Annotated in this window: 19 protein-coding genes and 1 pseudogene; 17 read left to right on the top strand and 3 right to left on the bottom strand. The window is 36.7% G+C overall.

The features are described from left to right. The first annotated feature begins 11 nt into the window (after nt 1-11). From glgB to ACIROD_RS00580, 8 genes are all read left to right on the top strand, one after another. Entirely contained in the window at nt 12-1,940 is a 1,929-nt protein-coding gene (gene glgB, locus ACIROD_RS00615) for a 1,4-alpha-glucan branching protein GlgB (RefSeq protein ID WP_260357990.1), read from the top strand. Beyond that, nucleotides 1,940-3,106 (top strand): glucose-1-phosphate adenylyltransferase, encoded by a 1,167-nt coding sequence (locus tag ACIROD_RS00610; RefSeq protein WP_311735942.1) that lies wholly within the window; start codon nt 1,940-1,942, stop codon nt 3,104-3,106. Before glgB ends, ACIROD_RS00610 begins: the two co-directional genes overlap by 1 nt. 18 nt (nt 3,107-3,124) lie before the next feature. Then, complete coding sequence (glgD, locus tag ACIROD_RS00605; RefSeq protein WP_260357730.1) at nt 3,125-4,231, top strand: glucose-1-phosphate adenylyltransferase subunit GlgD; 1,107 nt, start codon at nt 3,125-3,127, stop codon at nt 4,229-4,231. Between the two features lie 16 nt (nt 4,232-4,247). Then, nucleotides 4,248-5,684: a glycogen synthase GlgA gene (glgA, locus tag ACIROD_RS00600; protein WP_402937130.1), complete on the top strand. Its 1,437-nt coding sequence runs from the start codon at nt 4,248-4,250 to the stop codon at nt 5,682-5,684. Nucleotides 5,685-5,811: 127 nt separating this feature from the next. Beyond that, the gene (gene cls / locus ACIROD_RS00595; protein WP_402937128.1) at nt 5,812-7,317 is read left to right on the top strand and encodes a cardiolipin synthase; all 1,506 of its coding nucleotides are present in this window, start codon (nt 5,812-5,814) and stop codon (nt 7,315-7,317) included. Nucleotides 7,318-7,392: 75 nt separating this feature from the next. After that, entirely contained in the window at nt 7,393-8,148 is a 756-nt protein-coding gene (locus ACIROD_RS00590) for an exodeoxyribonuclease III (protein WP_260357727.1), read from the top strand. A gap of 63 nt (nt 8,149-8,211) precedes the next feature. Continuing rightward, nucleotides 8,212-8,616: a cytosolic protein gene (locus ACIROD_RS00585; RefSeq protein ID WP_230175911.1), complete on the top strand. Its 405-nt coding sequence runs from the start codon at nt 8,212-8,214 to the stop codon at nt 8,614-8,616. A 15-nt stretch (nt 8,617-8,631) separates the two neighbouring features. Beyond that, on the top strand, nt 8,632-8,910 hold the full coding sequence (locus tag ACIROD_RS00580; RefSeq protein WP_101225366.1) for an HNH endonuclease: 279 nt from the start codon (nt 8,632-8,634) through the stop codon (nt 8,908-8,910). Nucleotides 8,911-8,952: 42 nt separating this feature from the next. On the opposite strand, the gene ACIROD_RS00575 is transcribed toward ACIROD_RS00580, so the two are convergent. Further along, on the bottom strand, nt 8,953-9,474 hold the full coding sequence (locus ACIROD_RS00575; protein WP_101225365.1) for a DUF2179 domain-containing protein: 522 nt from the start codon (nt 9,472-9,474) through the stop codon (nt 8,953-8,955). Nucleotides 9,475-9,715: 241 nt separating this feature from the next. Here ACIROD_RS00575 and ACIROD_RS00570 point away from each other — a divergent pair, with 241 nt between their 5' ends. The 8 genes from ACIROD_RS00570 (at nt 9,716) to ACIROD_RS00535 (ending at nt 15,983) form a co-directional block, all read left to right on the top strand. After that, the gene (locus ACIROD_RS00570; protein WP_260357726.1) at nt 9,716-10,060 is read left to right on the top strand and encodes an avidin-fold protein; all 345 of its coding nucleotides are present in this window, start codon (nt 9,716-9,718) and stop codon (nt 10,058-10,060) included. Between the two features lie 27 nt (nt 10,061-10,087). Continuing rightward, nucleotides 10,088-10,660 carry a histidine phosphatase family protein gene (locus tag ACIROD_RS00565; RefSeq protein ID WP_402940044.1) on the top strand — a complete coding sequence of 191 codons (573 nt, stop codon included), beginning with the start codon at nt 10,088-10,090 and terminating at the stop codon, nt 10,658-10,660. A 41-nt stretch (nt 10,661-10,701) separates the two neighbouring features. Beyond that, nucleotides 10,702-11,373, top strand: coding sequence for an NAD(P)H-binding protein (locus ACIROD_RS00560; RefSeq protein ID WP_260357725.1), 672 nt, complete (start codon nt 10,702-10,704; stop codon nt 11,371-11,373). Nucleotides 11,374-11,706: 333 nt separating this feature from the next. After that, nucleotides 11,707-12,123, top strand: coding sequence for a BlaI/MecI/CopY family transcriptional regulator (locus ACIROD_RS00555; RefSeq protein ID WP_101225362.1), 417 nt, complete (start codon nt 11,707-11,709; stop codon nt 12,121-12,123). Then, complete coding sequence (locus ACIROD_RS00550) at nt 12,123-12,974, top strand: M56 family metallopeptidase (RefSeq protein WP_402937123.1); 852 nt, start codon at nt 12,123-12,125, stop codon at nt 12,972-12,974. Before ACIROD_RS00555 ends, ACIROD_RS00550 begins: the two co-directional genes overlap by 1 nt. Nucleotides 12,975-13,045: 71 nt before the next feature. Next, nucleotides 13,046-13,474, top strand: a complete 429-nt coding sequence (locus ACIROD_RS00545) for a DoxX family protein (protein ID WP_101225360.1) — start codon at nt 13,046-13,048, stop codon at nt 13,472-13,474. Nucleotides 13,475-13,886: 412 nt separating this feature from the next. Next, nucleotides 13,887-14,495: a ClpP family protease gene (locus tag ACIROD_RS00540; RefSeq protein WP_402937121.1), complete on the top strand. Its 609-nt coding sequence runs from the start codon at nt 13,887-13,889 to the stop codon at nt 14,493-14,495. 1,062 nt (nt 14,496-15,557) lie between these two features. Continuing rightward, nucleotides 15,558-15,983, top strand: coding sequence for a VOC family protein (locus ACIROD_RS00535; RefSeq protein WP_260357723.1), 426 nt, complete (start codon nt 15,558-15,560; stop codon nt 15,981-15,983). Nucleotides 15,984-16,194: 211 nt separating this feature from the next. On the opposite strand, the pseudogene ACIROD_RS00530 reads toward ACIROD_RS00535, so the two are convergent. Further along, nucleotides 16,195-16,287: pseudogene (locus ACIROD_RS00530) on the bottom strand (hypothetical protein); the annotation flags it as partial. A 225-nt stretch (nt 16,288-16,512) separates the two neighbouring features. On the opposite strand from ACIROD_RS00530, the gene ACIROD_RS00525 reads away from it, so the two are divergent. Beyond that, on the top strand, nt 16,513-17,292 hold the full coding sequence (locus ACIROD_RS00525; protein WP_230175915.1) for a hypothetical protein: 780 nt from the start codon (nt 16,513-16,515) through the stop codon (nt 17,290-17,292). Between the two features lie 215 nt (nt 17,293-17,507). On the opposite strand, the gene ACIROD_RS00520 is transcribed toward ACIROD_RS00525, so the two are convergent. Beyond that, nucleotides 17,508-18,173, bottom strand: coding sequence for a 2OG-Fe(II) oxygenase (locus ACIROD_RS00520; protein WP_402937118.1), 666 nt, complete (start codon nt 18,171-18,173; stop codon nt 17,508-17,510). Nucleotides 18,174-18,267 lie beyond the last annotated feature (94 nt).

Genomic DNA, 18,267 nt, shown 5'->3' with positions numbered 1-18,267 from the left:
TGAGTACAATTATGGACCAGCTGCAAGAGAATTATCCAAGCGATTTCGATTTATATTTGTTTCATGAAGGCACCCTTTATGAAAGCTATAAAATGCTTGGGGCACACATTGTAACATCATTAGGTATTGAAGGAGTACGCTTCACCGTTTGGGCCCCCCATGCCAAGCAAGTTTCAGTTGTCGGTAATTTTAATAATTGGGACGGAAAAGACCATGCGATGAAACGGATCGAGCGTTCAGGTATCTGGGTGTTGTTCGTACCAGGACTACAAGAAGGGGAACTCTATAAATACGAAATACATACACCTGGAAATAAACGTATCCTAAAAGCCGATCCATATGCCTTTTATTCGGAAGTCAGACCAAATACAGCCTCGGTCATTAAAAGGCTGGATAATTTTGAATGGCAAGATTCGAAGTGGATAGCCGATAGGAAAAAGGAAAATATTTATCATAAGCCCATGTCCATTTATGAAGTGCACCCCGGAACATGGAAACAAAAAGAAGATGGCGAATTTTATTCGTACCGTGAATTGGCTGATAGATTAGTTGATTATGTGATTGATAATAGTTTTACACATATTGAAATCATGGCCATAATGGAACACCCATTTGATAAATCGTGGGGATATCAGGTCACGGGCTATTATTCCGTAACCAGCCGTTACGGTTCACCGGAAGATTTTAAATATCTAATTAACCTTTGTCACCAAAAGGGCATAGGAGTAATCCTTGACTGGGTTCCCGCCCATTTTTGTAAAGATGCGCATGGACTTTCCCGTTTCGATGGTACGCCTCTCTATGAACCAATTGATCATACTAGAGCAGATCGCCCGTTATGGGGGACATACAATTTTGACTTTACCAAACCGGAAGTAGTCAGTTTCCTTATATCAAATGTAATGTTTTGGATGGATGTATACCATATTGATGGGGTTCGTGTCGATGCGGTTTCGTCAATGGTTTATTTAAATCATGATAATCCATTGCCGGTCAAGCTGAAAAACCAGTTTGGCGGTGAGGAAAACCTGGAAGCCATACAATTTTTACAAAAACTTAACGAAGTGGTTTTCAAAAAATATCCAAATGCATTAATGATGGCTGAAGAAGCAACAGACCGGCCGCTCATAACTTCTCCTACCGATATAGGCGGACTGGGCTTTAATTACAAATGGAATATGGGATGGACTAATGATATCCTTCGTTATATGAAACTTGAAACACATGAAAGGCCATATCATCATAACCTCTTAACATTTTCATTTTTCTATGCTTTTTCAGAAAATTTCGTCTTGCCCTTTTCACATGATGAAGTGGTTCATGGCAAGAAGTCATTACTGAATAAGATGCCAGGTGACTACTGGCAGAAATTCGCAAATTTACGGTTACTCTTTGGGTATTTCATGACGCATCCTGGCAAGAAGCTTCTATTTATGGGCAGTGAATTTGGCCAATTCATAGAATGGAAAGATGAGGAACAATTGGATTGGCTGCTTTTGGAATATGAATCACACGACAAGCTGGCCCATTATTTCCGAACTCTCCAGGATTTTTATCGGCAAACTTCCTCACTATGGAGATTGGATCATGTCCCGGAGGGTTTTGAATGGATAGATCCGAACAATAGTAATCAGAGTGTCATTACCTTTATGAGAAAAGGTAAACGGAAAGGCGATTATTGCATCGTTGTCTGTAATTTTTCTGCGCAGGCTCATGCTCAATATCTAATAGGTGTACCATCCCAAGGCAAATATATAGAGGTTTTCAGCAGTGATTCAGCCGCTTTCGGAGGATCGGGTCAAATCAATGAAGAACCCATTAATGTCAAAAAGGAACCATACCATAATCAACCATACAGCATGGAAATAACTGTACCTCCATTAGGCATTTCTATTTTTATGAAGCAAACAAAAAAAAGACGGGGGAGAGTGAACGAATAATGGGAGCAAAAAAATGGATAGCAATGTTATTGGCAGGAGGCCAGGGTTCAAGGTTAGGTGAATTGACAATCGGTTTGGCAAAACCAGCTGTTCCCTTTGGCGGTAAATATAGAATCATCGATTTTCCATTAAGTAACTGCACTCATTCTGGTATTGATACGGTTGGGGTACTAACCCAATACCAGCCATTGATTCTAAATGATTATGTTGGTAATGGGAAAGTTTGGGACCTTGATCTTGATGTTGGCGGAGTTTCCGTACTTCCTCCTTATCAAGGGAAAGAAGGCGGTGAATGGTATAAAGGGACGGCAAATGCTGTTTATCAAAATATCCAATACATTGATAACTATGATCCGGAACATGTATTGATTCTTTCTGGTGACCATATTTACAAGATGGATTACAGTAAGATGCTGGATTATCACATCGAAAAAAATGCCGAGGCGACCATAGCTGTCATTCAAGTACCGTGGCAGGAAGCAAGTCGTTTCGGAATCATGAATACCAATGATGATGATAAAGTCACTCAATTCGATGAAAAACCAAAGTATCCAAAGAGTAATCTTGCTTCCATGGGAGTTTACCTTTTCAATTGGAAAACCTTAAGACGGTATTTAATAAATGATGAAAAAGATAAAAATTCTTCCAACGATTTCGGCAGCAACATCATTCCAAAGATGCTTGAAGACCGAAAAAAGCTATATGCCTATCGTTTTAATGATTATTGGAAAGATGTTGGAACGGTCGAAAGCCTTTGGCAGGCCCATATGGACTTATTGGAGGATACGCCAAATTTCCAGTTGGATGATCAGCAATGGAAAATTTTTGCCCGAAATGCAAATCACCCGCCGCAATATATATCACCGGATGCCAAGGTCAGTCAGTCGCTCATCAATGAAGGGTGCATGATTCATGGGAACATTGAACATTCGGTTTTATCCTATAATGTACAGGTGGGCTATGGGTCAACCATAAAAGATTCAGTCATCATGCCTAATGTTACGATTGGTGAAAATGTTCATATAGAAAGAAGCATCATAGCCAGCAATTGTGTTATTGAAGATGGTGCCGTAGTTGGCAATTCAGCGGTTACATCAGATATTACCTTAATTGGTGAAAATCAGACCATTATCAATCCAAACAAAAAAAAGATTACTCTTAACTAGAAAAAGGGGAAGATGGCTATGGAAAATGTGTTGGGTATTATTAATTTAATCAATGAAAGACAACATTTAAAAGATCTGACTGCTCACCGTAATGTAGCATCTGTGCCATTTGGCGGACGCTACCGTTTGATTGACTTTACGATGTCGAATCTCATTAATGCAGATGTATCAAAAGTAGCCGTTTTTCCAAAAGAAAAGTATCTTTCAGTTATGGATCATCTTGGCTCAGGTAAAGAATGGAACTTGGATCGGCGGTCAGGAGGCTTATATATCTTGCCCCCTATCCATCCGGATGAAACGGTAACGGGCGATATGAAGCAATTTTATGATCATCTCAGCTTTTTCGAACGTGCACAGGCAGATACTGTCATCATCTCCCCTGGAAGCCATGTATGCAAATTGGATTTTAATGAAGTGCTTGATTATCACAAAAAACATAAAGCGGATATCACGGTCGTATATAAGGATTATGTAGGGGAATTGATTGAGAAACCAATCTATCACACCTGCTCGGTAGATTCGGATGAAGACATTACTGACATTAGCTTTTATACCATCCCTAGACCTGGTGACCATGTTTGCCTGGAAACATTCATCATAAGTAAAACTCTATTGGTGAACTTGATCAAAAGCTGTGTTGCCAGTGGAGAATATGACTTTTTGAAAGACGCAGTGAAAGCCAATCTTCATCGTTTTACCGTCAAAGGCTACAATTTTACTGGAGATATGCCATTCATCCATTCCATTGAAAGCTTTCATTCCAGTAATATGAATTTCCTGAATCCTTCGGTAATCCGTTCTTTCTTCGGGGATACTTGGGATGTTTATACAAAAATCAAACATGAGGCACCAACCAAATATTCAAGTTCTTCGAAGGTTACCAATTCATTGATAGCCAACGGGTGTGATATTGAAGGGACTGTGGAAAACAGTATACTTTTCCGTGGGGTAAAGGTGAAAAAGGGTGCCATTATAAGAAATAGCATCATCATGCAAAAAGGCGTGATTGAAGAAGGAGCTATCGTTGAAAATACCATAACTGATAAAGAAGTGAGAATTACTAGTGAAAAATCAGTTATTGGTTTAAAACAGCCTACTGTAATAAAAAAAGCGGAAGTAATTTAATAGAGGAGGTGCGGCAATGAATGTTGTATTTGCTGCTTCAGAATGCGCCCCTTTTATAAAAACGGGAGGGCTCGGAGACGTTATAGGCGCGCTCCCGAAAGCGCTGAAAAAACAGGGAGTCCATGTAAGTGTCATCCTTCCTAAATACGGGGATCTACCTAACCGATTCAAACAGGAATTGGAACATATGACGAGTATTGAAGTTCCTGTCGGTTGGCGCCAGCAATTTTGTGGCATCGAAAAACTTGTTGCTAACGGAATTACATATTATTTTCTGGATAATGAATATTATTTCAAAAGACATGGCAGTTATGGTTTCTTTGATGATGGCGAAAGGTTCGCCTTCTTTTCCCGTGCAGTTTTAGAGGCTTTACCTTATTTAGAAGTAAAACCGGATGTCATACACTGTCATGATTGGCAAACGGGCCTTGTCAGCGTTTTGCTGAAAGCTCATTATCATAACCATCCATTCTATCAGGATATTAAAACGATATTTACCATACATAATTTACGCTATCAAGGAGTTTATCCTAAAGCTGTTTTAGCTGAATTACTCGATTTGAGTGAGTTATATTTTAATATCGATGGTCTTGAATTCCATGGGAATGTCAGTTATTTGAAAGCCGGCCTTGCATTCTCTAACATAGTCACAACTGTAAGCCCAAGTTATGCGGAAGAAATTCAGAGTCCTTATTTTGGGGAAAACCTTGATGGGTTTTTACGCAAAAGAAATGGTGACCTTAAAGGGATCATAAACGGAATCGATTATGAGGAATATAATCCTGCGGCAGATGAACATCTTGCAGTTCCGTTCGATTCCTATGACGATAAAATGGAGAATAAACGTCAGCTACAGGAAACACTGGATCTTCCTGTCAATGATGGGGTCCCGGTTCTATCCATGGTGACCAGGCTTGTTGATCAAAAAGGAATAGATCTTATTCTCCATGTTTTTCATGAAATAATGAATCAAGGAGTTCAATTCATCCTTTTAGGTACGGGTGAAGAGCAATATGAATCGGCATTTCGCCATTTAGCTGACCAATATCCAAATCAGGTATCAGTCAATACATATTTTGATGAGGGGTTAGCAAGACAGATATATGCAGGTTCTGATATATTCCTGATGCCGTCCCAATTCGAACCATGTGGCATCGGCCAGCTATTGGCACTCCGTTATGGTACCCTGCCTTTAGTGAGGGAAACTGGCGGACTTCGTGATACGGTCATCCCGTATAATCAATTTACTGGTGAAGGCAATGGCTTCAGTTTTACGAATTATAATGCACACGATATGCTTCATACAATTGAGCAATCTGTTGGCCTGTACAAATTCCAGCCGAAAAGATGGAGGAAAATGGCCGAAAGTGCAATGAAGTTAGACTTCAGTTGGACATCATCTTCCAGAAAGTATATTGAGCTATATGAAAGTTTGATTCCTGTCATGAAGTGATAATTGGATAGGTAATACACAAAAAACACTTACGAATATTGTTTTCGTAAGTGTTTTGTTTCTTTTACCATCAAATATGGGTATATGTTTAGATATATAAAATATTGCTGTGTAGGAGAATGAAACGATGAAAAGAAGAAGAATGGAATTTGTATTTTTATTTATTTTGATTGCTGCAGTTTATATGATCCTGTTCACTCATGTTAGCTTCGACGTGAAGCTATTTTTTATTGGATTGTATATTTTTGTCATGTTTATTACCATGTTTTCACTCATGCTGGAAAATAGATTTGCACACGAGACCCTTTTATGGATGTATGTACTTTTGTTTTTCCCGGTATTTGGATATGTGTTTTATCTATTTTCAGGTCAGCTCTATTTAAAAGGGTATTTATTTCGAAGTAAAAGGAAAAAAGATCGCGAAGAATGGAAGAGTCTTGTTACACATGTATCATCGCCAAATCTATCGTTCTTGAATAACCATCAGCAATCATTCGCAGCTTTTGCCAAAAATGCATCTGAGACCACCATTAGTACATCATCGCAAACGGAAGTGTTGAAAAATGGTAACGAAACGTTCACCGAAATCATTAAACAATTAAAAAAAGCTGAAAAGTTCATTCATATAGAATATTATATTTTTCGTTCCGACAGGCTTGGTACTGAAATTATAGATATCCTTATTGAAAAAGCAAAAAATGGTGTTGAAGTTTTATTCATTTTTGATGCTGCCGGTAGTTTAAGCCTTTCAAATAATGAAGTTAAACGGATGAAAAATGCAGGGATAAAGGCTTATCCCTTTTCACCATTGAAACATGGTTTTTTTAATCAAAAGTTTAATTTTAGGAATCACCGGAAAATAATCATCATTGATGGGGAAGTTGGTTTTGTTGGAGGTTTAAACGTAGGAGAGGAATACTTAGGGCGAAATAAAACGATCGGATTTTGGAGAGATACACATATGGTCCTTAAAGGTGAAGCGGTATATATGCTTCATACTGTTTTCCTTTTGGATTGGGAATATGTCAGTGGGGAAGATGTATTAGAAGAGCGTCCAGAATTAAACAATACAGTGGAACAAGGGGATGGAGCTGTCCAGGTGGTGGCAAGCGGACCTGATACACAACAGGGAATCATGAGTGATTTTTACTATTCACTTATTACTAGCGCCACAAAATCAATCTGGATTGCAAGTCCATACTTCGTACCAAATCAAGCGATTAAAGCAGCAATTAAACATGCCGCAATTAAGGGGATACAAGTTAGGCTTATGGTTCCGGCAGTAAATGATGGGTTTTTAACCCAATACGGCAGTCGCTCCTATTTCGGGGAGCTGCTTCAATTCGGTGTAGAGGTATACACTTATAAAAAAGGATTTCTACATCAAAAACTTATTATCGTAGATGGTGATATGGCTTCCATAGGCACGGCAAACATGGATATGAGGAGTTTTCATCTGAATTTTGAAGTGAATGTCTTTCTAATGGGCAGCCGTTCCATTGAAGATCTCATCACTCACTACAAAGAGGATATGATGGATAGTGACAAACTAGATCCTATTAGGTATAACAATCGGGGGTTGCTGGAACGTTCAAAAGAATCATTTGCCAGATTGTTTTCGAATGTACTCTAATGGGAAAAATAGCAGATAAATAGTATAGTTGAAATGTAAAGAAATTAATTGGCCATAAGGAGAATTTAAGAGAATATGAAATTGGTTTCCTGGAATGTGAATGGAATTAGAGCTTGTGTTAAAAAAGGATTTTTAGATTACTTTAAAGATGTGGATGCAGATATTTTTTGCCTGCAAGAAACTAAGCTTCAAGAAGGACAGATTACACTTGAGTTGGAAGGGTACCATCAATATTGGAATTATGCACTGAAAAAAGGGTATTCAGGTACAGCCATTTTCACGAAGGAAAAACCGCTTTCCGTGAAATATGGTGTTGGGGAGCTGGACGAGGAGCCGGAAGGCAGGGTCATAACACTTGAATTCGAAAATTTCTATATGGTGAACGTTTATACCCCAAATGCTAAAAGGGATTTATCAAGGCTTGATTACCGTCTCGAATGGGAAAATGGGATGATAGATTATCTTAGTGAACTGGACTTGGTGAAGCCGGTTATCTTTTGTGGGGACCTCAATGTTGCTCATCGGGAAATCGACTTAAAAAACCCAAAATCCAATATTGGAAATTCCGGTTTCACTAATGAAGAGCGTGGAAAGATGACTGAATTACTTGATGCAGGGTTTATCGATACATTTCGCCATTTTTATCCAGACCAGGAAGGGGCCTACTCTTGGTGGTCATATATGGCAAAAGTTAGGGAGCGGAATATAGGGTGGAGAATCGATTATTTCATTGTTTCAAAACGTCTGGCGGAATCTTTAATAGATGCTAATATTCACTGCGATGTCATGGGCAGCGATCATTGCCCGGTCGTCTTGGAAACAAATCTATAAATGGAATAAATTCGGTTAAATGGGGATACTAATGGTTATCCATATTCAACAGGAGGTTTGATTATGAACACATTTATCGTGGGCTTTCATCAAGAAGATAATGTAGACAGCATGCAAGTGCAAAAATTGTCGGCGGCTGAGTTTGAAAAAGCAACATCACGCGGTTTTCGCAGACTATTTGAACTGGATACAAATATCGGATATTTTGTATTTTTTGATGCTGAAGATGATGAGGGTGATTTATCTCATCTAGTTTTACAGTATGAAGAAGATAATCAGGATCCAAGTGATTGTTACTCTTTTACTAAAAATGATTTTTATGAGTTCATGGCACTTTATTTACAAGGCATGGATGAAGTCGAAGTGGAAGATGAAGAAGATGATGCCAATGAAGAGTATGGACCAATCCATCATCTTGCCCATTTGATGTTTCATATTGTTGAAGAAGGAAAATCCGTTAAGCCTTAACGGCCGATCAATGAGATGAAAGGTACTTGTGAGCTTTGTGACAGGGGTGAGATAGAACTGACCATCCATCATTTAACACCTAGAGAATTAGGTGGCAGCCATTTACCCATTGCCTATCTCTGTAAATCTTGTCACAAACAGATTCACGCACTGTATTCAAACCGAGAGCTGGCCATCCGACTATATACCGTGCCTTTGTTAAAAGATGATGAAGCACTAAAAAAATACTTAAAGTGGATCAAAAAACAGCCGGTAACGAGGGCAGTGAGAATTAGAAAATCAAAAACGAAATAATGCAAAAGCCCATCATAACAAGATGGGCTTTTGCATTTCGGTTCAGCTTGCTTTATTTTTCAACCGGTCCAATAAAAAACCACCTTTAAAATAACGTGGTTCATATGAAATGATGAAAGCCTTAGGTTCAAACTTTTCAACGGTTGCTATCAATTCTTGTTCCCGATTGCGTTTTGTCAAGATTTCCATCCGATAACGGTTGCTATCCCTGCCCTCGCCCGTATAAAGAGTTACACCAAATCCGTTATTCCTCAATGTATCTACCAAAAGTTCATTTTTGGTTTGAGTATTAACGGTTACATTAATAAAACCGATGGCAAGTTTTTGCTCAATTTTCGTACCAAAAATTATTCCGATTCCAAAACCGACTGCATATACAACCATGGCGAGTATGCTTTGGTCACCGCCAAATACTAAGGATAATCCAAAAACGTATATTAACATTTCTGCGATACCCAGTATCGAGGCAAGTATGGTAATATTTTTTACTAAGAAAATGGTTCGCAACGTATAAATCGGAACATAAATAAGTTGTAATAGTAGAATCAGAAGTATTTCTTTCACTTGAGCACCTCACCAACATCTTCCAGTTTGATTAGACGTTTCACCTTGGGAATTGTTCATTCCATAAGTAACATCTTCCATAATCTAACCACATCATAATAGGGGAATTCAATGGGGAATATTATGTATTTTTTTTGTCATTTTCTGGACACAGAATTAACAATCCTATAAGATTTTTGAATATTCATTTTTTGATTAATTTGGTATCATTATCCTTATTAATTCATATGGAGGAATGATGATGTTTAATTATGATGGTAGGATTTTCAAAGCTCTAGTCAATTCTGAAAATGGAGAAGTATCGGGAAATACTTCCTTCCACTATTCACAAGAAGGCTCAATTCTTTCAGCAAGTTATCATGGTGGTGAGATTGTTAAAGGAACTTTAATAGGGCTTGTCAATATGGATGGTTCCTTGGAATTCAGGTATAATCATATCAATGAAAAAGGTGAAATTAGAGGAGGCAGCTGTCTTTCCACTCCTGAATTATTGCCAGATGGCAGGATACGCTTGCATGAAAAATGGAAATGGTCAGATCTAGATCAGACTGAAGGACACTCCATCATTGAAGAAGTGAAAAATTAACATTCTACATAGAAGGGTTTGAGGACAATTACTACTATCTGTTTAGTGCGGCATGGTCAAACAGATTGGAATGCACTAGGGAAACTGCAGGGGCAGACTGATATTCCTTTAAATGAACTAGGAAAGATACAGGCACGGCAATGTGGTGAATTCTTGTCAAAAGAAGCTTCTTGGGATGTGATTATTTCGAGCCCTCTAAAAAGGGCAAGGGAAACGGCAGATATCATTTCGCATTATATTGAAGTCCCGGTCATTGAAAAAAAGGAATTCATTGAAAAAAGCTTTGGCGTTGCCGAAGGAATGACAGCAGCTGAAAGGGCGTCAGCATTCATTGATAAAGAATATCCTGGTCAGGAAAATCAGGAATCTTTACGAAACAGGCTGATGAATGGGCTTCAGGGAATTCAGAAGGAGTATCCTGAGAAAAAAGTTATACTTGTTGCACATGGTGCAGTCATTCATTTTATTTTACGCTTGATGTCAAACGAGTCAATCGTATCAAATGAAATGCGCTTGTTCAATGCGTGTTTGAGTACGATAAGATTTGAAGTCGATTCTTGGATAATTGATGATTTCAATCAAGTGCATCATTTATCTTAGTCCTATATTATTCAGCAGCTAATGACGGAAAGTGGGAAATCATGATTAATAAGACGGCATTGATTTTAGGCGCTACAGGTGTGGTAGGCACCCAGTTGGTTAAACAGCTAAGCAACAGCAAAATCTATAGTGAAATCCATTTGCTGACAAGAAGGGAAATGAAATTCACGGAGCCCAAGTGCACAGGACATGTTGTGGATTTCGATAATTTGTCCCAGTATGCCTATTTATTCAACGTCACCGATGTTTTCATTTGTTTGGGTACAACGATCAAAAAGGCTAAATCGAAAGAAGCTTTTCGTAAAGTTGATTATGACTATATAATCGAAGCAGCTAAAATGGCGAAGACATCGAATGTTGAAAAATTACTCGTCATTACGGCCATGGGAGCCAATTCCAAATCAAAGTTTTTTTACAGTCGTGTCAAGGGAGATCTGGAAGGAACACTACAACGCTTGGAAATGAATACTGTACATATATTCCGCCCTTCCTTACTTCTAGGAGAACGCGAGGAATTCAGGGCAGGTGAAAAGATTTCGGGGCTGCTAAGTACTTTTGTGAAATTTGTCTTTGTTGGCCCTTTACGTCCATATCGTGCAATAGAAGCAAACAAAGTAGCTGCTGCAATGTACGCTGCAGCCCAAACGATGGCTAAAGGATATCATTTTTATGATTCTCATGAAATAGAGAAACTTGCACAAAGGGTTAACTAGTGAAACGAGCCTGCAAAAGGCTCGTTTTTTAATCTAAAACGCTTAAAAGGAAAAACGAACGGATGAACATTGCTACAGAAAAAAGGTAGTGGAGAGTAATAGAGGTGGTTAACCAGAAGAAACAGCAAGGTCAAAAAATTTGAGGAAATGGAGGACAAAGGATTACTATTAATTATTGAAACGTGCCTGTAAAAGGCTCGTTTCAGACTGTAGTCAAACTCGAAGAAACACCAGTTTGCCTACTGTTTTTATTTATAAACGTTCAAATCTTCCAGATGAAACTTGATTGTAACAGTGATATCCACTACAATTTGTAGTGGGAGGTGGTAAAGGATGAATATTAAAAATTTTAAATATGATGAAGTTGGACTGAATCGTTTCTTTGGTCCATTGGAAGCAAATATCATGGAATATTTATGGGATAAAGATGAACAGAGCATCAAAGCGGTTCAGCAATCATTGGAACTTGACAAACCTATCAATTTCAACACGGTAATGACCGTCATGAATCGTTTAGTCGAAAAAGGCATTCTTGAAAAGAGGTCTGAAGGAAGGCTCTCATTATTTCGCCCAGTTCAATCCAAAGCGGAGTTTTTAGAAGAGCAGTCAAAGAAACTGACTGAGAATTTGCTCGATGAATTTGGTGGAGCGGTCATAAGCCATATGCTGGATGCCATGAAAGATGCTGACCAAGGTTTAATTGAAAAATTGGAACAAAAAATTCAATCGTTAAAAAAGGATAAATTATAATGTGGAAGAGTAAGTCTTATTTTGTGATAAGCCTGAGTCTTTTAATTGCCTGTGTAGTATGGTGCCAAATGGGAGCGTTTTTGGTACATATCTTTTTTGGTGTGAATATTAAAGCCAACTTTTTTAAATTTTGCTTTAGTCTATTCAAGGAAGATTCAGTATACTATTTTGTAGTCGTCACCCTGCTCAGTATAATAATATCCTATAGCATATTGAGCACCCTTTTCAAAATTGCAGAGCAATATTTCTTATCCAGAAGGTTTAAACAAAAGCTTTTTCTTTCCGAAAATTTTGAAAAGACAAGGTTTATAAATGAAACATTCAACCGGGTAAACAATGATATCTTAGTTGTGAATGCTGATCAGCCTCTTGCGTTTACGCTTGGTTTTTGTCGGCCATTCATTGTGTTTAGTTCTGGTTTAATTAAATTATTGGACCAGGATGAGCTAGAAGCGGTAGTAGAGCATGAAGCCTTTCACCAAAAAAAATATCATCCGCTGGTAATATTTATTTTACAGTTGATATCAGATGCTTTATGGTTTGTCCCACTTACAAAATGGTGTCATAAAAATTACAAAATAATATGTGAATTATCAGCCGATGAAAATGCGATAAATAAAATGGGGACTGAATTAGGCATAAGTACTGCTTTGTTGAAGTTAATTAAACATGGTTACACTGATAAATCCTCGCCCGTCCTTGTCCACTTCTCCAATGAATCAGTTAACTATAGACTTCAGCAATTAATCGATCCCCATAAAAAAATTCCTTTGAGGGCTGAAACTACTACGATTTTTGTTTCTATTTATGTTTTGCTTATACTTTTGGGAATGACTATAGTGATTGTCTGATGACTTTCACTTGATTTTTTTACCACATTGCACTACACTTTGTAGTGTAAAATAAAAAAAGGAGATGTGACATGAATAAACAAGAGATCGGTACCTTTTTATTAAGAGTTATGTTGGGAATTTCATTTTTGCTACATGGATTGTCAAAATTCCAAGGTGGGTTGGAGAACACATCAGGATGGTTTCAAAGTATAGGCATACCGGGATTTATGGCCTATGTAGTCGGTGTTATTGAATTGTTTGGAGGAATTGCTTTAATATTAGGTCTTGGAACAAGAATAATATCTGCCCTCCTTGTATTCATCATGGCTGGTGCAATTGTTTATGTGAAATTCCCTGCAGGTTTTATGGGGAATGGAGAAGCTTCAGGGTACGAACTGGATCTCGTTCTTATGATTATTGCACTTCATCTAGTTTTAAATGGAAGTCGATTCCTATCGATAGATTCTAAGTTACCTAATCTTAAAAGAGGACAAGATTCAGAAATGAAAGCAAGTTAATAAAAATAAACAATATCACAGTGTTAAGTTTATAGCTCACCAAATTGAAACGAATAGACTAAAGTCAAAAAGGACCTAATCGATTAGGTCCTTTTTTTTGATGGAGCGATATTCTGTTGAAATGCACCAGAACCTTTGATTTTTTCTACTATTGTATGCAAATAATCGATAAAGAAAATCGAGTCAGGGTTTAATGGTTTGGAATTTCAAAATTGGGCTATTGTGTTTTTTCCTTTGTAAAAGGTTCTACATTCTCATTTCACTTTTCTATGTTCTAAAAAATAATGGACTTTAAAATGATGATGAATGCTGTTGCGAAGATTGTACTTGCTGAATAAATTAATAAATAGATATGATTGTGTATTACACTTTTTCTTCCTATAACACAGCATATTATTAAGGAGGATTTATAATGAAAAAAGTTGAATTCAATAATGAATATTTAGAAATAATAGGAAATTTACCTGATTCTCTTGAGGAGTATCAGTTTTACCTTGGACTGAAAGAACGGAAAATTTATTATAATTATGATGTGGATACAACCATTGTAAATAAAATTGTTTATTGGATTCAAGAATGGAATCGAGAAGATGAAGAGTTAAATATTCCAATAGATAAAAGAAAGACAATACAAATTTATATAACATCTGATGGTGGAGATGTAGTGGCTGGTTTTTCTGCCATTGATGCAATTAAATCAAGTAAAACGAAAGTTGAAACCATTGGTGTAGGATCTTGTGTTTCTATGGGTGCGTTACTGTTGATTAGTGGACATTATAGAAAAGCATATCCCAATACAATAATTCTTATTCATGATGGAAGTATGTCTGTTCAATCAACTTCTAAGAAGGCTAAAAATACAATGAATTTCTATGACCGTTTAGATAATCGTATTAAGAAGTTTGTTGTGGAAAATACCAACATTTCAGAAGAATTGTATGCTGAAAAGGAAGATGAAGAATGGTACATGTTTGCAAATGACGAAGGTTTGAGTTTAGGAATTGTACATGAAATAATTTAATACTTATAGTTTATTGGGAAGTGAAATTGGTTATAATTCTTCTATTATTTTTAGAAGAAAAACGTTAATTTTTTTCGGTTATATAGTTAAATCTGTACTACAAACAATAAATATCTTATTTTTTCAAGATTAATTACCTCTTATATCAACATTCTATAGCTATTTTCCATCTTTTTTAGAACGTGAGAATTTAAACGAGATGGGTAACTTATATAATAGTGGGATACAAATTTAGTCTGAGAGCCATTAATCAACCAGAGGCAAATTAGCATGATTCTAAGCTACAAAAGATAAAAGACTAGACAAACTTTCAAATTTGGGAATGAAAAGAACTGATAGTCCGAATATATGACTGGCTACTCAGTATTTAAGTAAACGTCAAGTAGCCCCAAAATATACTACATAAGTGGTGTATTTCGGGGCTACTTTTTGTTCGCTACATTTTTTTATTGGTACTCTGCATATGGTAGGCAAAGTGCAGGAGAGAAAATCTACCATGTACCGGGCGGGGAATTTTAAGACGAATCGGCTGCGGAAGAAAAAGAATTGATTGGTCTATGCAATCCATCAGGTTCCTTTTTTAGTTAAGTAAGGCTAAAAGAGAAACACTGAAGGATTTTTCTATTAGTCCAGCAATGAGATTCAAGAACTTCCATATTAAACGTAATTGGGTGTCATGATCATTAGGCTTGATAAGGACCGTGGTTTCTCCTGCTTCTATAGCTTTTATGAATAACAAACAAAAAATAGATTAATTTAATGCAAAAGCTTCTGTTGGTGTTTAATCGAAGAAAATTCCAAAGTGAATGGTTCAGTTTTTGTAACAATGTGGTCATGAACAAAACAAACACTTTAAGATAGTGGGATGATCATTTAATATTTTATTTAAACCAGTCTGTCACCTGAAAAATTGTTAGTATTCAAGTGATTTTCGTTGACGAACACACGTTCTTTGTTATAAAATACAGTCATGGGTAATAATGGTTATTGTCCACAACTTCAAAAAGAGGCTTGGAAGTTACTCATGCTTTCTAACAAAAATTAGAACAAAAGGAGCTATTTATGACCATGCGACTGTCCCCCTATTTAATGATGAACGGAAATGCAAAAGAAGCGATTCAATTTTACGAAAAAGCACTTGATGCGAAAGTCCTTTTTAATCAAACTTTTGGAGAAATGCCTGAAAACCCGGAATTTCCTCTGCCAGAAGAAGCAAAAAATCTTGTGGCACACGCAATGTTAAGGGTTGGGGAAACGGATCTCATGTTTTCCGATACGTTTCCAGGTCAACCTAGTCACTCTGGAGATCAAGTCACGATCTGTATTTCAATAAACGATATTGAAAAATCAAAAAGAATCTTTGAAACATTGTCTCAAGGCGGAGAAGTGACAATGCCGCTGCAGGAAGCTTTTTTCAGCCCTGCATATGGAATTGTAACAGACAAATTCGGTGTAACCTTTCAAGTGTATACAGAGGGTAAACAATAATCTCTAGTTAACTAATAGCAGCTGCTTTGGTGACTTAGTTGCAAACCCAATTTCTCAATTATATATCACTGAGAGATTGGGCTTTTTAATATTGGCATATCCTTAACATTGTAAATCCACGTGTTGCTTGCGGTACTCCTTATGGAATTATAGGTATGATACCTATCGCTTTTGTCTAAGTTCATTCCGCCCCTTCAGAAAGATTCAAAAATAAAACACTTTTCCTCCGGGTCAATTCACGTGCTTTCTTCACTGCCATACGGGGTCTTGCTGTCATTTTCCCTTTATCTACAATTTTACGGGCCATGTTCTGGTCCCACTTTTAAGTTTGATACCTTATCGTTATCTCTCTGTGATATTCGTCATATATTCTTCATCTGTTTGTTCTTTGTTTAGAAAATGGCTATGCTATCATTTAAAACATTGGCATATAAATTAGCCGCATTGTTTGCAAAATATATTCCTTTTAATAGGCTAATAGCAATCGAAGTAATATTACGTTGCGTAATAAGGGGGAAGGGGGAACAACGTGAACACAGATCAAGCTTTCGACCTGTTAAAGGACGCAGGAGTAACAGAAAGCAGCAGTATACAAACTGTTAGACGCTGGCTCCGTGAAGGTAAGATTAAATATGAGGGAGGAAACGGGATTAGAGAAACTGGATACATATTGGATGACACAGATCAAGCATTTGAAATGTTAAAAGATGCAGGAATAAAAGAAAGTAATAGCATACAAACTGTTAGGCGCTGGCTTCGTGAAGGTAAAATTAAAAATGCGGGAAACGGAAAGAGGAACACTGGATACATAAGCGATGAAACTGCTTCAAAGCTGGCCATAAATGATTTCATAGATCAAAATAAGGACGAAATCATACATCGATTAAAATTGAAAATACAAACTCAAGATAAGCATATAGAAGGAATCGAAGAACTTCATGAAACTGCAAAAAGAATATTGATTCAGCAAAGGGATATGTTCAAAAAGGAAGTTGCCATTCTAAAGAATGAGAAAAGTGAATTACAAAATGAAACAAAGGATTTATTAAAAGAAAATATTGAATTACGTAATGAATTGATAAAATTAAAAGAAAACATCAGAAATAATTACAATATTGATTCCACTGCTCAATCAAATGATTATAGTAAAAAATTAGGGCTTTCTAAAATGGCGAGCAATAAAGAAGTATTAGCAGAATATAAAGGGTTATTAAAAATAACTCACCCTGACCATAATGGCAACGCGAAGGTATTTCATTACATTAAGACTGATTACGATAATTTTAGAAAGAGCAACAAAGGTAAATGAGAGCGTTTTTAAAAAAAGTATAATCAAATCAAACTTAACGAGAATTCCAGGGCAAAAGTATGTTTTGAAACGAATCAATTGTTTAGGATCAAGAAAGCTATGAAGTTCAAGGGAACATTATTTTTTTGATTCCATTCGTTTGGTCATTTTAAGTAAACAGTTTCCAAATGAACAAATAGGTGCCTTAGATCATTTGGCACCTAAAATTGAGGTATTTATAGTCCAGCGTTTACATTATCAAGCTGCAGACTATTTTTTTGTCGCCTCATCCATTGTGTTGCAACCCATTTTTCACCAGTGATAACTGGCGCTCCACTGTGTAAAGTTAGTTCGTTTAGGTTTTTATCGTTATAGAAATATTCGAAATATACAGCCATTCCTTTTCGCGGTGACACTGAAAAATTCAGCTTAGGAAAAAAAGTTTCCCCTCCATGCTCCACATCATTTAAATACATGATGATTGTGCTAATTCTATTATTTTTTGCTGCCAGACTTGTAGATGTGAAAAAATCAAAATGAGCTTTATATTCTTGACCAGGAGTATATTTAAGAATTTGAATACCATCTCCATGTTCAATGGGGATACTCATGATGGATGATATTCTTTTTTCAATTTTAGTTATGACGTCATATTCTTTTTCTTGAAAAAACATGCTACTGCTTGTTCTTATTTCATTTACCTCGTGTGTAACTCCAATTTTGGAACGGTGCATTTTGTCTTTTGACAATCTAATAAGTTCGTCACATTCATCGTCACTTAAAACATTTCCTAAAACTACAATTAAAGGTTCTTCTAATCTAGCAATTACGTTAATTTCTCGATCTTCTGTTATAATTTTATTTCCAATATGATTAAAGATGGTTTGTTCTTTAACTGTCAACTTTCATCGACTCCTAGAAGAATGAATTTTCCGAACAATTAGTATCTCTTTCTTTGTAAACGTTTTCTCTGTTAATTATACCATAAACGTTGTT

The sequence above is a fragment of the Peribacillus sp. NPDC101481 genome, from assembly GCF_044767165.1.
In the GTDB taxonomy this organism is placed as follows: domain Bacteria; phylum Bacillota; class Bacilli; order Bacillales; family DSM-1321; genus Peribacillus.
Note: the sequence above shows the minus strand (reverse complement) of the source record. Positions and strands in the feature narration are given on the sequence as shown.

Bases quoted from the DNA above. Each gene is read 5' to 3' on its own strand.
- ACIROD_RS00585 (WP_230175911.1), top strand. From the start codon at position 8,212: ATGAACACATTTATCGTGGGCTTTCATCAAGAAGATAATGTAGACAGC.
- glgD (WP_260357730.1), top strand. From the start codon at position 3,125: ATGGAAAATGTGTTGGGTATTATTAATTTAATCAATGAAAGACAACAT.
- ACIROD_RS00550 (WP_402937123.1), top strand. From the start codon at position 12,123: ATGTGGAAGAGTAAGTCTTATTTTGTGATAAGCCTGAGTCTTTTAATT.
- ACIROD_RS00610 (WP_311735942.1), top strand. From the start codon at position 1,940: ATGGGAGCAAAAAAATGGATAGCAATGTTATTGGCAGGAGGCCAGGGT.
- glgA (WP_402937130.1), top strand. From the start codon at position 4,248: ATGAATGTTGTATTTGCTGCTTCAGAATGCGCCCCTTTTATAAAAACG.
- glgB (WP_260357990.1), top strand. From the start codon at position 12: ATGGACCAGCTGCAAGAGAATTATCCAAGCGATTTCGATTTATATTTG.
- ACIROD_RS00580 (WP_101225366.1), top strand. From the start codon at position 8,632: ATGAAAGGTACTTGTGAGCTTTGTGACAGGGGTGAGATAGAACTGACC.
- ACIROD_RS00545 (WP_101225360.1), top strand. From the start codon at position 13,046: ATGAATAAACAAGAGATCGGTACCTTTTTATTAAGAGTTATGTTGGGA.
- cls (WP_402937128.1), top strand. From the start codon at position 5,812: ATGAAAAGAAGAAGAATGGAATTTGTATTTTTATTTATTTTGATTGCT.
- ACIROD_RS00570 (WP_260357726.1), top strand. From the start codon at position 9,716: ATGTTTAATTATGATGGTAGGATTTTCAAAGCTCTAGTCAATTCTGAA.
- ACIROD_RS00540 (WP_402937121.1), top strand. From the start codon at position 13,887: ATGAAAAAAGTTGAATTCAATAATGAATATTTAGAAATAATAGGAAAT.
- ACIROD_RS00560 (WP_260357725.1), top strand. From the start codon at position 10,702: ATGATTAATAAGACGGCATTGATTTTAGGCGCTACAGGTGTGGTAGGC.
- ACIROD_RS00590 (WP_260357727.1), top strand. From the start codon at position 7,393: ATGAAATTGGTTTCCTGGAATGTGAATGGAATTAGAGCTTGTGTTAAA.
- ACIROD_RS00535 (WP_260357723.1), top strand. From the start codon at position 15,558: ATGACCATGCGACTGTCCCCCTATTTAATGATGAACGGAAATGCAAAA.
- ACIROD_RS00555 (WP_101225362.1), top strand. From the start codon at position 11,707: ATGAATATTAAAAATTTTAAATATGATGAAGTTGGACTGAATCGTTTC.